Raw genomic sequence first — 14,637 nt, 5'->3', positions numbered from 1 at the left:
TGAAACCCTACAAAGGAGAACGCAATGAAGCGCACAACCCTCGCCGCCATCGCCCTGGCCGTGACCGCCGGGCTTGGCCTGACCGGTTGCGCGGGTGCCGCAGGCCCTGCCGAGCCTCAAAGCCAGGACGGCAAGACCCGCCTGACGGTTTCCGTCTGGAACTATGAAGGCACACCGGAATTCAAGGCCCTGTTTGACAGTTACGAGGCCGCCAATCCCAGCATCGACATCGAGCCAGTAGACATCCTCGCTGATGACTACCCGCAGAAGGTCACCACCATGCTCGCCGGCGGCGACACCACCGACGTCCTGACCATGAAGAATGTCATCGATTACGCCCGGTACGCCAACAACGGCCAGCTGCAGGAAATCAACAGCGTGGTGGACACCGTTGGCAAGGACAACCTTGCAGGCATTGACGCCTTCGACATTGACGGCAAGTACTTCGCCGCCCCCTACCGGCAGGACTTCTGGCTGCTGTACTACAACAAGGACCTCTTTAAGGCCGCCGGAATCGAAGACCCCAAGGATCTGACCTGGGAGAAGTACACGGAGATCGCCAAGAAGCTCAGCTCAGAAGCGGGCGGCAAGAAGGTGTACGGCACCTACCACCACATCTGGCGCTCCACGGTTCAGGCCATCGCAGCCGCCCAGAACAGCGCAGACCAAAACAGCGGCGACTACAACTTCATGCAGGACCAGTACAACACCACCCTGGACCTGCAGAAGAGCGGCGCCACCCTGGACTTCGGAACGGCCAAGAGCCAGAAGACCAGCTACCGCACCATGTTCGAAACCGGCCAGGCGGCCATGATGCCCATGGGCACGTGGTACATCGCCGGCATCCTGCAGGCCAAGAAGGACGGCAAGTCCAACGTCAACTGGGGCTTGGCTCCGCTGCCGCAGAAGGAAGCGGAGGGCAAGGTCACCACCTTCGGCTCCCCCACGGCCTTCGCAGTCAACAAGAACGCCGCCCACTCCGAGGAAGCCAGGAAGTTCATCGAATGGGCAGCCGGTGAGGAAGGCGCCAAGGCCATCTCCAAGATCGGGGTTGTACCTGCGCTGCAGAACGATGCCATCACCGCCGAGTACTTCAAGCTGGACGGCATGCCCACGGACGAGCTGTCCAAGAAGGCCTTCACCCCGGACGAGACCGCCCTGGAAATGCCCGTCAGCGACAAGTCCGCCGCAACGGACAAGGTCCTGAACCAGGAGCACGACCTGATCATGGTCGGCGAGCGCTCTGTCACGGACGGCGTCAATGAAATGGGCAAGCGCGTCAAGAGCGAGGTCCTGGGCAAGTAAGCCAGGCAGCAGCCTTTCCCCGGGCCGGCGTCCCCAGCGGGCGGCGCCGGCCCGGAACCCAGAACTTTCCGATCCTGAATTGGAGGAACGCCCCGGTTTCCGGGAGCGGGTCATCATGACTACTGAGACACTCGAGCCGGCCGCCGCCCCGGCATCGCCCCGGCACAGCAGGGGCAACCGCAAGCAGGCGCGGCGCAATACCTTGATCGGCTGGACTTTCATCCTGCCGAACTTCCTGGGCTTCCTGGCCTTCACGCTTATCCCCGTTATCGCAGCCTTCGCCCTTTCCTTCATGGAATGGACCTCGTTCACGGCGCCGCGCTGGGTAGGGCTTGAGAACTTCCAGCGGATGTTCCAAAGTGACACCTTCTGGGTGGCCCTGCGCAACACCGTGGCCTACGCGGTGGGCCACGTCCCCCTCACCATGGCACTCGCCCTACTCCTGGCCATGCTCCTCAACCGCAAACTCAAGGGCATCGGCTTCTTCCGGGTGGCCATCTTCTTCCCTTACATCACCTCCCTGGTGGCCGTCGCCGTCGTCTGGAACATGCTGTTCAGCCCCGACAGCGGCCCCATCAACCAGTTCCTGAACTCGATCGGCATCGCCGAGACCCCCGGCTGGACCTCCAGCTCCGACTGGGCCATGCCCGCCGTCATCATCACCAGCGTCTGGCGGGACATGGGCTACTACATGGTGCTGTACCTGGCCGGCCTGCAGGCCATCCCTTCCGAACTCTATGAGGCGGCCGAGGTGGACGGCGCCAGCGCCTGGCAGCGCTTCTGGAACGTGACCATCCCGTCCCTGCGGCCCACAACCTTCTTTGTGGTGGTGATGCTGACAGTTTCCAGCTTCAAGGTCTTCGACCTCATTGTGGTCATGACCAACGGCGGGCCGGGCCGCTCCACAACGGTGCTGTCCCAGCTCATTTACCAGGAGGGCATCGGCGAAGGGAAGTTCGGCTACTCGTCCGCCATCTCGCTGGTGCTGTTCCTCATCGTCCTGACGGTCACCGTCCTGCAGTTCAAGATCCAACAGCGGAGGGAACGCTGATGACCAACATGGCCGAAGACCTCAAGGCCGAGGCACCGTTCGCCGGAACCGGCCTGACATCCGCTCCGGAAGACCGCCGTCGTTCACAGCGCAAACGCTCCACGCGCGAACGCAAGGCCCGCACCACCGACGTGGTGATCTACGCCGTGCTGGCCGTGCTGGTGGTGGCGCTGATGGTGCCGTTCATCTGGATGATCTCCTCCTCGCTGAAGGAGAACAACCAGGTCCTCACTGTTCCCATCCAGTGGATTCCCACCGCGTTCGTGTGGAGCAACTACAGCGACATCTGGACCCGGATTCCGATGATGGGGTACCTGCAGAACTCGCTGTACCTGGCTGTCATCATCACCTGCCTGCAGGTCCTGACCGGGTCGCTGGCGGCCTACGGCTTCTCGAAGGTCCGCTTTCCGGGCCGCGACGTCCTCTTTTTGGCCTACATCGGCACCATTGCCGTGCCGTGGCAGGCGTACATGGTGCCGCAGTACATCATGATGCAGAACCTGGGCCTGACCAACAGCTTCAACGCCCTGATCCTGCTCCAGGCGTTCGGCGCCTTCGGTGTCTTCCTGATGCGCCAGTACTACATGACCATTCCTGATGAACTGTGCGAGGCTGCCCGCATCGACGGTCTGAGCGAGTACGGCATCTGGGCGCGGGTCATCCTGCCGCTGTCCAAACCGGCCCTGGCCAGCCTGGCGCTCCTGACGTTCGTGAACACCTGGAACGACTACATGGGTCCGTTCATTTACCTCACCAGCAACCGGCTCTGGACCGTCCAACTGGGGCTTCGCTCCTTCGTGGGCCAGTTCGACGCCGAATACGCCATGATCATGACCGGCTCCGTGATCTCCGTAATCCCCATCCTCCTCATCTTCCTGGTGGGACAGCGCTACTTCATCCAGGGCATCGCGACGAGCGGCATGAAGGGATGACCACCGTGGCACAGCATCCGCCGCCGCGGCGCGGCCTGGCGGGCCGTATCCCCAGCCCGGGATTCGAAACGTTCGGCGGCATCTTCGGCTTCATCTACACGTTCCTCGCCGGGAACGTCCTGCTGGCCCTGGCCAACGCTCCGCTGGTCCTCTGCCTGGCCCTGGTGGCCGATCCCATCGCGGCCTGGCCGTTCTTCCTGGCACTCTCGGTGACAGTGCCGCCGTCGCTCGCGGGCCTGTTCGCCGCCTTCCAGGCATTGAATGACGACGGCACTGCGGTCAAGCCGGTCGCCTCCTTCCTGCGGGGCTACCGGCGCGGCTTCCGGAGGGTCGCCCCGCTGGGGCTTGCCGCCGTCGCGGTGCTGCTGTTCCTCGGCGTGGACCTCGCGATTGTCCAGTCGCTGCCCGCCGGGGCGGTGCTGGTTCCCGTCTTCGTGGTGGCGGCGGCCGTCGTGGTGAGTGTGGCGATTCTGTCCATTGCCGGGGCCGTGCTGCTCCCCGACGCAGGGCTCAAGAGCCTGCTCAAGGCGTCGCTCTACCTGTGCGTCCAGCGCTGGTACCTCAGCCTTGCCATGCTGGTGCTGCTCGGCATCATCGCCTCGGCTGCGCTGCTGCAGCCGGTCCTGGGCGTGGCGCTCGCGCCGGCGCCCCTGCTGTTTGTGGTCTGGAGCAACGCCGTTTACGCCTTCCACGCCGTGCTGCGCGGGGGTTCCGTAAGGTAGCTTCGGGGGTATCAGCGAACGATGTGCAGGAGTGGCTGCGGTGCCAATAAGTGTTGACCATAACGAGCCACGCCCGGGATCCAGGGATGCCGCAGCCATCCCCCAGGAGGTTGATACGCCGGAAATCCTGGTGGACGTCGATGCCCTGGACCGGAACATCACCAGGATGGCCCAAGCCGTCCAGGCAAAAGGGCTGGCCCTGCGCCCCCACGCGAAGACCCACAAGATCCCCGAGATTGCCGCCCGTCAGCTGGCCGCTGGTGCTGCCGGCCTGACAGTGGCAACCATCGGCGAAGCGGAGGTGTTTGCGGCGCGGGGCGTGGACAACATCTTCATTGCCTACCCACTGTGGATTTCGTCCCGGAAAGCCGAACGCCTCCGGCGGCTGGCCGCAACGGCAGTAATCTCAGTAGGCGTGGACTCAGCGTCCGGCGCGGCAATGCTTGGCGAGGGCCTGGGCGAGGCCGCCGGGGACGTGGCAGTGCTGGTGGAAATAGATAGCGGCCACCACCGCAGCGGTGTCCGGCCGGAAGCGGCGGCAACGGTGGCCAAGGCAGCCTCCGACGCCGGTTTGCAGGTGGCAGGCGTGTTCACCTTCCCGGGCCACAGCTACGCTCCGGGGATGCCCGCCGATGCGGCGGCGCAGGAGCAGGCAGCATTGAACCAGGCGGCAGAAGTCCTTGCGGCAGCAGGGTTCGAGGCGAAGGTCCGAAGCGGCGGATCGACCCCAACGGCACTGCTCACCGAGGGTTCCGCTGCCACCGAAGTGCGGCCCGGAGTCTACGTGTTTGGTGACGCCCAGCAATTCGAGCTGGGCCGCTGCGCCCTTGAAGACATTTCCCTCACGGTTGCAACCACTGTGGTCAGCCATCACACCATTGCGCCGGGCACCCCTGCACGCTTTATCCTTGACGCCGGCAGCAAGATCCTGGGCAGCGACCGCCCGGCCTGGGCAACTGGTTTTGGCCGGCTGATCGACCACCTGGAGGCCCGGGTCGTCGCCCTCTCGGAGCACCAGGCCACGGTGGAATGGCACGACGGCGGCGCGCCGCCACCCATCGGCACCCGGCTGCGGGTCATCCCCAACCACGTATGCCTGGCCATCAACCTCGTGGACGAGGTTGCCGTTGTAAGGCAGGGACAACTTGTGGACCGGTGGAGCGTGGCAGCCCGGGGTAAGAACAGATAGCCGCCCAACGGCGGAACCTTTCGTGCCGGCTAGATCAACCCCTGCGCGAGCATGGCGTCTGCCACCTTCACGAATCCGCCGATGTTGGCACCCAGGACGTAATCGCCGGGGGCACCATACTCTTCCGCTGTGGCGGCGCAGACGTCGTGGATACCCACCATGATCTCGGTGAGGCGCTGCTCCGTGTGCTCGAAGGACCAGGAATCGCGGCTGGCGTTCTGCTGCATCTCCAACGCGGAGGTGGCCACCCCGCCGGCGTTGGCTGCCTTGCCGGGACCGAAGAGCACGCCGGCCTGCTGGAAAACGGACACTGCATCGGGAGTGCTGGGCATGTTGGCCCCTTCACCCACTGCGAGCACACCGCCGCCGACCAGGGCGGCGGCAGCAGCGCCGTCGAGCTCGTTCTGGGTTGCGCATGGCAGGGCTACCGTGGCGCCCACATCCCAGACCGAACCGCCCTCGAAGTACTTGGCGCCGGGCAAGCGGTTTGCGTATTCCTTGAGCCGCCCGCGCTGCACTTCCTTGATCTCGCGCAGCAACGAAACGTCGATCCCGCCCTCGTCAACGATGTAGCCGCTGGAGTCCGAGCACGCCACCACCGTGGCGCCCAGGTCCTGTGCTTTGGCGATGGCGTGGATGGCCACATTCCCGGACCCCGAAACCACAACCCGCTGCCCGTCGAAGGACAGCCCCCGGGTTTTGAGCATTTCGTTGGTGAAGATGACCGTCCCGAAGCCGGTTGCCTCCGGCCGGACCAGTGATCCGCCCCAGGAAATGCCCTTGCCGGTGAGCACACCGGATTCATAGCGGTTGGTGATGCGTTTGTACTGGCCGAACAGGTAGCCGATTTCGCGCCCGCCCACCCCGATGTCACCCGCCGGGACATCGGTGTACTCCCCGATGTGGCGGTAGAGCTCGGTCATGAAGGACTGGCAGAACCGCATGACTTCGGCATCGCTGCGGCCGCGGGGGTCAAAGTCGGAGCCGCCCTTTCCGCCGCCGATGGGCATGCCGGTCAAGGCGTTCTTGAAGATCTGCTCGAAACCGAGGAATTTCACGATGCCAAGGTTGACCGAAGGGTGGAACCGCAACCCGCCCTTGTAGGGACCCAGCGCTGAGTTGAATTCAACCCGGAAGCCGCGGTTGATCTGTACCCGGCCCTCGTCGTCCGTCCAGGGGACCCGGAAGATAATCTGCCGCTCGGGTTCACAGAGCCGGCCCAGGATGGCTGCTTCGAGGAACTCGGGGTGGCGGTCGTGGACCGGGCCGAGGCTTTCGAAGACTTCAGTGATGGCCTGGTGGAATTCCGCCTCGCCAGGGCTCCGGGCCAGGACAGTCTCCTTCACGGCCTCGAGTCGTGCATCCATGAATTCTTCCTTACGTGGCCGGGCAAGGGGCGGCGCACGCGGAGGCGGCACTGTCCCAAAGGTTTACGTTTCAACTTATCCGATTGCGACCGTTGACCGTTAGGCGAGCGGCGCCATTACCTCTATTGTCCGTATTGTGACATACAAATTCCACTTCACGAGAACTTCTGCTGGTCCGCCCCGGCGCGGGGTGCGCTGATGCCCTACCTATGCCTCCTCCTTTCCGGCGCTGCGCTGCTGGTCAACGGCCTGGCCACACTGGGGCGCCTGCCCCGCCGGGATGCAGCCGTCCTCAGTCTGGTGGTGGGGTCCGTCCAGCTGTCCCTCGCCGTCGGTTACCTCATTGGGGCGGACGGCAGTGCAGATGCGCTGAAGAGTGCAGCCGGCATGGTCCTCTTTGGATTGACGTACGCGTATGCCGGGCTGGACGTAATACTGGGCCTCGGCTCGAAGGGGCTTGGCTGGTTCTGCGGCATGGTGGCCTCTGTCGGCATGCTCCTGGCGGCGGCATGGTTGCGCGACGATCCGCTGCTGGCCGTCCTGTGGCTCGGCTGGTCCGCGCTGTGGGCGCTGTTCTTCGTATCGATGGCCCTGGGCCTGGCACAGGTGGACGTGTTCACCGGCTGGGCGCTTGTTCTGGCCAGCCAGGCCACGGCCACTGTCCCGGCCGTCCTGGGCATCGCCGGATGGTGGCCACGCAGCCTCAATGCTGCTGCCGGCGCAGCGGTTTTGCTGACGGGACTGTTCCTTGCTGCGGGCGTCCTGGCCAGGCGCACGCAGGCCCGGCACACACAGGCACAGGGTATCCAAGCGGAGCACCTGCAGGCCCGGCACGGAACATCCGCTCCGCGGTAAACGGCGTCACCGTCGGCCGCACCCGGCCAGCGCAGCATGGGATACTCCGATAACAAGTGCCTGCCGGATCAGCCGGCCGGCAGTCGGAAGGGGTCCGTTGATGCAGGAATTCGTCGGTGTGGACGAGATGGTTCGGCAGCACGCCGTCGAAGCTATGGCCAAGGCCGGCATCGAAGCAGGTACCAACTTTGAGGAGCGGTTCCACCGGCATTTCCCTGACCTGCACCACCTTTTCCATTCGTTGTACGGGTCCCGCAGCGATTGGGCCGATCAGCTCACGGCCCTGGTCTTGCAGATCGCCCGCTCCTGGCAGGAACGCCCGGCCGAGCTGAAGGTTCTCGACGCCGAGCGGGAGGCCAACAGCGGCTGGTTCCTCTCCAATGACATGCTTGGCGGGGTCTGCTACGTGGACCGGTACGCGGAAAGCCTGGAAGGAATCCGCGCCCGCATCCCGTACTTCAAGGAGCTGGGCCTCACGTACCTGCACCTCATGCCGCTGTTCCTGGCACCGGAACCGCACTCCGACGGCGGTTACGCCGTCTCCAGCTACCGCGACGTGAACCCGAAGCTGGGCACCATGGAACAGCTCCGGGACCTCGCCGCCGAGCTGAGGGCCAACGGCATCAGCGTGGTGGTGGACTTCATTTTCAACCACACCTCCGACGAACACGAGTGGGCCCGGCGGGCCGCTGCGGGCGATCCGGAGTACAGCGACTACTACTGGATCTTCCCGGACCGCACCATGCCGGACGCCTTCGAGCAGAACGTGCGCGAAATCTTCCCCGAGAACCACCCGGGGTCCTTCATCCAGATGGAGGACGGCCGCTGGGTCTGGGCCACGTTCCACACCTACCAATGGGACCTGAACTACTCCAACCCGGACGTCTTCCGGGCAATGGCCGGCGAGATGCTGTTCCTGGCGAACCAGGGCGTGGAGATTCTGCGCATGGACGCCGTGGCCTTTATCTGGAAACAGCTTGGCACACCCTGCGAGAACCTTCCCGAAGCCCACACTTTGCTCCAGGCCTTCAACGCGGTGTGCCGGCTGGCGGCGCCGTCGCTGCTGTTCAAGTCCGAGGCAATCGTGCATCCGGACGAGGTGGCCCGCTACATTGACCCGGGCGAGTGCCAGATCTCCTACAACCCGCTGCAGATGGCCCTGATCTGGGAGTCCCTTGCCACCCGCGATGTCTCACTCCTGGCCCAGGCACTGAAGCGCCGGCACAACATCCCGGAAGGCACGTCCTGGGTGAATTACGTGCGCAGCCACGACGACATCGGCTGGACGTTCGCGGATGAGGACGCAGCCGAACTGGCGATTAACGGCTTTGACCACCGCCGCTTCCTGAACTCCTTCTACGTCAACCGCTTCCCCGGCAGCTTCGCCCGCGGAGTTCCCTTCCAGGACAACCCCAAGACAGGCGACTGCAGGATCTCAGGCACGACGGCGTCACTGTGCGGGATGGAGGTTGACCCCGCTGAGGCGGTGGAGCGGATCCTGCTGGCCCACTCGGTTGCCTTCAGCACCGGCGGGATTCCCCTGCTGTACCTGGGTGACGAGGTGGCCCAGGTCAACGACTACGGATATGACCGGGAGGCAGGCCATGAGCATGACAGCCGCTGGGTCCACCGGCCCCGCTACCCTGAAGAGCAGTACGAACGCCGCCTCGACCCGTCCACCCCGGAAGGTGCTGTGTTCGCCGGGATGGAGCGGATGATCAAGGTCCGGGCCCGCACCCCTGAGCTGGCCGGAACCCACCTCATCGACTTTGCTACCAACAACCGCGGGGTCCTGGCATACCAGCGGCCGGGGCAACACACCCGGATCCTGGCACTGGCCAACTTCAGCGACCAGCCCCAGTCCCTGCCCGCCGAAACCTTTTCCGGCTACTCAAGCGCCGCCGTCGACCTCCTCTCCGAAGCCGTGCTGCAGCTCGACGACGGCGTCACGCTCCTGCCGCGCCAGTACGTTTGGCTGCGCGTCACCCCCGCGTAATCCCAACTAAGTAGCGCGAAGTGTCGTTATGACCGCTCAAAGCCACACTTGGCGCTACCCAGTTGGGCGGGCGGGGGCGCGGCGTGAAACCATACGGATCATGGCCTCCAAGATTGCGTACCAGGGTGAACCCGGCGCCAACTCCAATATCGCGTGCCAGCAGATGTTCCCGGAGATGGAGAGCGTGCCCTGCGCGAGCTTTGAGGATGCGTTTGAACTCGTGTCCAGCGGCGAGGCGGACCTGGCCATGATTCCCATCGAGAATTCGATCGCCGGCCGGGTGGCGGACATCCACATCCTGCTGCCGCAGTCCAACCTGCAGATCGTGGGCGAGTTTTTCCTGCCGATCCACTTCGACCTCCTGGGCATCCCGGGCAGCACCATCGAGGCCGCCACCGAGGTGCACAGCCACATCCACGCCCTCGGCCAGTGCCGGAAGCTGATCCGCGAGCACGGCCTCAAGCCCGTGATCGCCGGCGACACGGCGGGGTCGGCCCGCGAAGTCAGTGAGTGGAACGATCCCCGGAAACTCTCCCTCGCTCCCCCGCTGGCCGCGCAGATTTACGGCCTCGAGGTGCTGGCCTCGCGGGTGGAGGACGATCCTTCCAACACCACCCGCTTTGTGGTCCTGGCCCGGGAAACGGCGCTGCCGGCCCGGGACGAGCTGCCCGGACCGGCCGTCACCAGCTTTGTGTTCCGTGTCCGCAACGTCCCCTCCGCCCTGTATAAGGCGCTGGGCGGGTTTGCGACGAACGGCGTGAACATGACGCGCCTGGAAAGCTACATGGTGGGCAACGAATTCGCGGCCACCATGTTTATGGCCGACGTCGAAGGCCACCCCGAGGACCTGCCGCTGAAGCTGGCCCTCGAGGAACTGGACTTCTTCACCACCGAAGTGCGGGTCCTCGGCGTCTACCCAGCAGCCGAGTACCGGACTGCTCAGACCGTCAGCGGCTGATCCAAAGACTGGCGCGGCTTCAGCAGGGCAGAGAAGAACCGGCCCAGTTCGGCCGTTGCGGTGAGCGGCAGGACGTTCGCCACGTACTGGTCCGGGCGCACCACCACCACAACGCCGCCCCGGTCCAGGCCGCGGAGTTCAAAGATGTCTGCGGTGGGATCTGTGGCGTACACCTTCTCGTAGTCGGTCAGCTTGAACGGGCCAACCCGCGGCTTGAACACGGCCGGAACGGCACCTATGTCCACGGCCGAGTGCGGCTGCTGGTAAATCACCTTCACGTCGAACCAGGCGTCAGGATCAGCGTCCGACGGCGTCGCGGCCAGGGGCGAGTCCGGCGAGTTTGACATCCACTCGGCGAAGTCCGCCACACCTGACGGTTCACCGGCGTTTGCTGCGTCGGCAAAGACATAGATGCGCCACCGGCCATCGGCCGTGGCGTGGTGGCCAAGATGCACGGGGTTGGTATCGCCCACCCGCACCACGGGTGCCGACTTGAAGCGTTTGCCCACGGGAAAACCGGTTGCAAGCTCCTGGTATCTCGCCGGGGCCACGAGCATGGACGGGGCGTACTCGGTCATAAACCCGGCCGGGAACTCGGCGGTGCGCACGTAGAAGTCCTCGAGGTCCGAGGGGTGCTCGAACTCCTCGGGCTTCTTGGCCATCATGGCGGACCATTCCTTGTCGAAGTCGATGAGGTTCTTTGCCACCACCTGGCGCTCGGCTGAGTACGTCGCCAGTAGACTCTCCGGGCTGCGCCCCTCGAGCACGTGCCCCAGCTTCCAGGCGATGTTGAAGCCGTCCTGCATGGAGACGTTCATGCCCTGGCCTGCCTTGGCGCTGTGGGTGTGGCAGGCGTCGCCGGTGATAAACACCCGGGGGGTCCGGGTGCCGCGCTCCTCCGGCAGGACGTCGTCGAACCTGTCCGTCAGGCGGTGCCCCACCTCGTAGACGCTGTGCCACGCTACATTGCGCACGTCCAAGGTGTAGGGATGGAGGATCTCGTTGGCCTTGTGGATGATCTGCTCGATGCTGGTGTTCCGCACGGCGTGGTGGGTGGCCGGATCCACCACGCCCAGGTCCACATACATCCGGAACAGGTGTCCGCCTTCGCGCGGAATCAGCAGGATGCTGCCTTTTTCACCCTGGATGGCGCACTTGGTGCGGATGTCGGGGAAGTCCGTGGCCGCAAGGGTATCCATCACGCCCCACGCATGGTTGGCCTGGTCCCCGGCAAGGCGGCAGCCGATCGCTTCGCGCACCTTGCTCCGCGCGCCGTCGGCCCCCACCACGTACTTAGCCCGGACAATGCGCTCTTGCCCCTCGCTGGGACCGGCCGTGTGGAGCAGCGTTACGGTGACGGGGTGCTCCCCCTCCCCCACCTCGAGGCCTCGGAACTCGTAGCCATAGTCGGGCTTCAGCCGGGTAGGCGAGTTGGCCGCAAACTCGGCGAAGTAGTCCAGCACGCGGGCCTGGTTCACGATCAGGTGCGGGAATTCGCTGATGCCGGTGGGGTCATCCGGCGTGCGGGCCGTCCTGATGATGCGGGTGCGGTCCGCAGGGTCCGGCTTCCAGAAGGCCATTTCGGTGATCCGGTACGCCTCCGCGATGATCCGCTCGGCGAAGCCAAAAGCCTGGAAAGTCTCGACGCTTCGGGCCTGGATACCGTCGGCCTGGCCAATCGCAAGGCGTCCGGGACGGCGCTCGATGAGGCGCGTGGTGACGCTCGGGAACATGGAGAGCTGCGCTGCGGCCAGCATGCCCGCGGGTCCTGTGCCGACGATCAGCACGTCCACTTCGTCAGGGAGTTCGGCAGGGCGGTCAATGCCGACGCCGGCTGCGGGTTTGACCCGCGGGTCGCCGGATACATAACCGTGGTGGTGAAACTGCACGGGATTCCTCACTTCATTGTGTGACGGCTGGGCCAGAAAGATGCTGTTCGATAATAGAACTTGAGTTTCCATATGAGAAAACAGTGCCCTCGGAGCAACACTGTACGCCTCCTGTGACATGGACGACAAGGGACCTGCAAACCGTGGCCCTCAGGGGGTTGACGGAATCCCCTGAGATGGCGATAGTGATCGTATACGATTTCATACTTCCAAGGAGATGCTTTGGAGCAGGTCAACGGTGACACCCTGGCAGCCGCACGCAAGGTCATTGCGGTGCACATCAACTACCCCAGCCGTGCCGCGCAGCGGGGCCGCACCCCGGTCCAGCCGTCCTACTTCCTGAAGCCCTCGTCGTCGCTCTCCCTGAGCGGCGGCACTGTGGAACGCCCCGCGGGCTGTGAACTTCTTGGCTACGAAGGTGAGATCGCGCTCGTCATCGGCAAGGCCGCCCGGCGGGTCGGGATCGACGACGCATGGAGCCATGTTGCCGGCGTGACCGCCACCAATGACCTGGGCGTGTACGACCTGCGCTGGGCGGATAAGGGGTCCAATCTCCGGTCAAAGGGCGGTGACGGGTTCACGCCGGTGGGCCCGGCACTGATCCCGGCAGACGCCGTCGACCCCGCCGGCCTGCGGATTCGCGCCTGGCACAACGGCGAACTGGTCCAGGACGACACCACGGAGGACCTGCTGTTCCCCTTCGCCCGGCTGGTGGCCGATCTGTCCCAGCTGCTCACCCTCGAGGAGGGGGACATCATCCTCACCGGCACCCCCGCCGGCGCTTCCGTGGCCAAACCGGGTGATGTCCTGGAGGTGGAGGTCTCAGCCGGGGATCTCACCTCGGGCCGTTTGGTCACCCGGGTGGAGGAAGGCACGACGCCGTTCGCAGACTTTGGTGCCGCGCCCAAGGTTGATGACCTGCAGCGGGAGGAGGCATGGGGTTCACGCGAAGCCGCCGGCCTCCCGGCCGTCGACGAGGCTGAGGCGGGGGCCGCCGTCGCGTCTTCCCTCTCCCCCGAGCTGAAAGCAAAGCTGGAGAGCGTGGCCACAGCCACGCTGTCCTCCCAGCTGCGCAAGCGCGGCCTTAATAACGTCAGCATCGACGGTTTGCAGTCCACCCGCCCGGACCGCCGCGTCGTCGGCCTGGCCCGGACCCTGCGGTACGTCCCCAACCGCGAGGACCTCTTCAAGACCCACGGCGGCGGCTTCAACGCCCAAAAGCAGGCTATCGACTCGGTCAACGACGGCGAAATTTTGGTCATGGAAGCCCGCGGCGAGAAGGGTACCGGCACCGTGGGCGACATCCTCGCCCTGCGCGCCCAGGTCCGCGGTGCCGCGGCGATCATCACCGATGGCGGCGTCCGCGACTACACCGCCGTGGCAGGCCTGGACATGCCCACCTACTTCGCCAACCCGCACCCCGCCGTGCTGGGCCGGCGCCACATCCCGTGGGACACGGACATCACCATCGCCTGCGGCGGCGCCACCGTCCAGCCCGGCGACATCATCGTGGCCGACTCCGACGGCATCCTGGTCATCCCGCCTGCCATCGCCGAAGAACTTGTGGACGACTGCATCGCCCAGGAAAAGGAAGAAACCTTCATCTTCGCAATGGTCAAGCAGGGCAACAGCGTGGACGGCCTCTACCCCATGAACGCGGAGTGGCAGGCCCGGTACGAGGAATGGAAAGCGGGCCAGGCAGATGGCTGAAACATTGCTGAGTGCCGGCAGCAAGTCCGAGCAGGCGTACCAGGCGGTTAAGGCGCGTATCGTGGAGGGCACCTACACACCCGGGTACCGCCTGGTCCTGGGCAGCATTGCCAAGGACCTCGGCTTCAGTGTGGTTCCGGTCCGGGAGGCGATCCGCCGCCTGGAGGCCGAGGGCCTGGTGAAGTTCGAACGCAACGTGGGTGCCACGGTGGCCGGGATTGATCCCACCGAATACCTCTACACCATGCAGACCCTGAGCATCGTGGAAGGTGCCGCCACGGCGTTGTCGGCCCCCCTTATCGACGCGGTGGCGGTCGCCCGCGCCCGCGCCATCAACGAGGAAATGCGCGAATGCCTTGACCACTTCGACCCCGTCCGCTTCACCCGGCTCAACCAGGACTTCCACAGTGTCCTGTTCGAGCACTGCCCCAACCCCCACATCCTGGACCTGGTGCACCGCGGCTGGAACCGGCTGGCCTCGCTCCGGTCCTCCACGTTCCGCTTTGTCCCCGGCCGCGCCCACGAATCGGTGGACGAGCACGAAGCACTCCTGAAACTGATCGAATCCGGCGCAGACGCCGAAACCATTGAAAAGGCGGCAAGGCTCCACCGTTCCGCCACCCTCGACGCCTACCTCGCCCAAGCCAAGCACTAGTAAGGACT

At 65.0% G+C, this 14,637-nt stretch carries 12 protein-coding genes; 10 read left to right on the top strand and 2 right to left on the bottom strand.

The genetic code is table 11. From position 1 onward, the window contains the following. Nucleotides 1-24 precede the first annotated feature (24 nt). The 5 genes from M8J71_RS03690 (at nt 25) to M8J71_RS03670 (ending at nt 5,199) form a co-directional block, all read left to right on the top strand. The gene (locus M8J71_RS03690) at nt 25-1,305 is read left to right on the top strand and encodes an ABC transporter substrate-binding protein (protein ID WP_256246652.1); all 1,281 of its coding nucleotides are present in this window, start codon (nt 25-27) and stop codon (nt 1,303-1,305) included. 115 nt (nt 1,306-1,420) lie between these two features. Further along, nucleotides 1,421-2,356, top strand: a complete 936-nt coding sequence (locus M8J71_RS03685) for a carbohydrate ABC transporter permease (protein WP_256246651.1) — start codon at nt 1,421-1,423, stop codon at nt 2,354-2,356. Beyond that, nucleotides 2,356-3,288 (top strand): carbohydrate ABC transporter permease, encoded by a 933-nt coding sequence (locus M8J71_RS03680; protein WP_256246650.1) that lies wholly within the window; start codon nt 2,356-2,358, stop codon nt 3,286-3,288. The genes M8J71_RS03685 and M8J71_RS03680 overlap by 1 nt, the downstream gene beginning before the upstream one ends. Next, the gene (locus M8J71_RS03675; protein ID WP_256246649.1) at nt 3,285-4,010 is read left to right on the top strand and encodes a hypothetical protein; all 726 of its coding nucleotides are present in this window, start codon (nt 3,285-3,287) and stop codon (nt 4,008-4,010) included. The genes M8J71_RS03680 and M8J71_RS03675 overlap by 4 nt, the downstream gene beginning before the upstream one ends. A gap of 40 nt (nt 4,011-4,050) precedes the next feature. Continuing rightward, the gene (locus M8J71_RS03670; protein ID WP_256246648.1) at nt 4,051-5,199 is read left to right on the top strand and encodes an alanine racemase; all 1,149 of its coding nucleotides are present in this window, start codon (nt 4,051-4,053) and stop codon (nt 5,197-5,199) included. A 29-nt stretch (nt 5,200-5,228) separates the two neighbouring features. On the opposite strand, the gene gdhA is transcribed toward M8J71_RS03670, so the two are convergent. Beyond that, nucleotides 5,229-6,566 (bottom strand): NADP-specific glutamate dehydrogenase, encoded by a 1,338-nt coding sequence (gene gdhA, locus M8J71_RS03665; RefSeq protein WP_256246647.1) that lies wholly within the window; start codon nt 6,564-6,566, stop codon nt 5,229-5,231. Between the two features lie 198 nt (nt 6,567-6,764). On the opposite strand from gdhA, the gene M8J71_RS03660 reads away from it, so the two are divergent. The 3 genes from M8J71_RS03660 (at nt 6,765) to M8J71_RS03650 (ending at nt 10,375) form a co-directional block, all read left to right on the top strand. Further along, nucleotides 6,765-7,421 (top strand): AmiS/UreI family transporter, encoded by a 657-nt coding sequence (locus M8J71_RS03660; RefSeq protein ID WP_256246646.1) that lies wholly within the window; start codon nt 6,765-6,767, stop codon nt 7,419-7,421. A gap of 100 nt (nt 7,422-7,521) precedes the next feature. Further along, nucleotides 7,522-9,417: an alpha-amylase family glycosyl hydrolase gene (locus tag M8J71_RS03655; RefSeq protein ID WP_256246645.1), complete on the top strand. Its 1,896-nt coding sequence runs from the start codon at nt 7,522-7,524 to the stop codon at nt 9,415-9,417. A gap of 100 nt (nt 9,418-9,517) precedes the next feature. After that, the gene (locus M8J71_RS03650; RefSeq protein WP_256246644.1) at nt 9,518-10,375 is read left to right on the top strand and encodes a prephenate dehydratase; all 858 of its coding nucleotides are present in this window, start codon (nt 9,518-9,520) and stop codon (nt 10,373-10,375) included. Here the strand turns inward: M8J71_RS03650 and M8J71_RS03645 are convergent. Next, complete coding sequence (locus M8J71_RS03645) at nt 10,357-12,264, bottom strand: FAD-binding monooxygenase (protein WP_256246643.1); 1,908 nt, start codon at nt 12,262-12,264, stop codon at nt 10,357-10,359. The two genes, M8J71_RS03650 and M8J71_RS03645, sit on opposite strands and share 19 nt — an antisense overlap. 222 nt (nt 12,265-12,486) lie before the next feature. On the opposite strand from M8J71_RS03645, the gene M8J71_RS03640 reads away from it, so the two are divergent. Continuing rightward, entirely contained in the window at nt 12,487-13,974 is a 1,488-nt protein-coding gene (locus M8J71_RS03640; RefSeq protein ID WP_256246642.1) for a fumarylacetoacetate hydrolase family protein, read from the top strand. Then, nucleotides 13,967-14,629 carry a GntR family transcriptional regulator gene (locus tag M8J71_RS03635; protein WP_256246641.1) on the top strand — a complete coding sequence of 221 codons (663 nt, stop codon included), beginning with the start codon at nt 13,967-13,969 and terminating at the stop codon, nt 14,627-14,629. Before M8J71_RS03640 ends, M8J71_RS03635 begins: the two co-directional genes overlap by 8 nt. Nucleotides 14,630-14,637 lie beyond the last annotated feature (8 nt).

The sequence above is a fragment of the Pseudarthrobacter sp. R1 genome (assembly GCF_024494415.1).
GTDB lineage: Bacteria > Actinomycetota > Actinomycetes > Actinomycetales > Micrococcaceae > Arthrobacter.
Note: the sequence above shows the minus strand (reverse complement) of the source record. Positions and strands in the feature narration are given on the sequence as shown.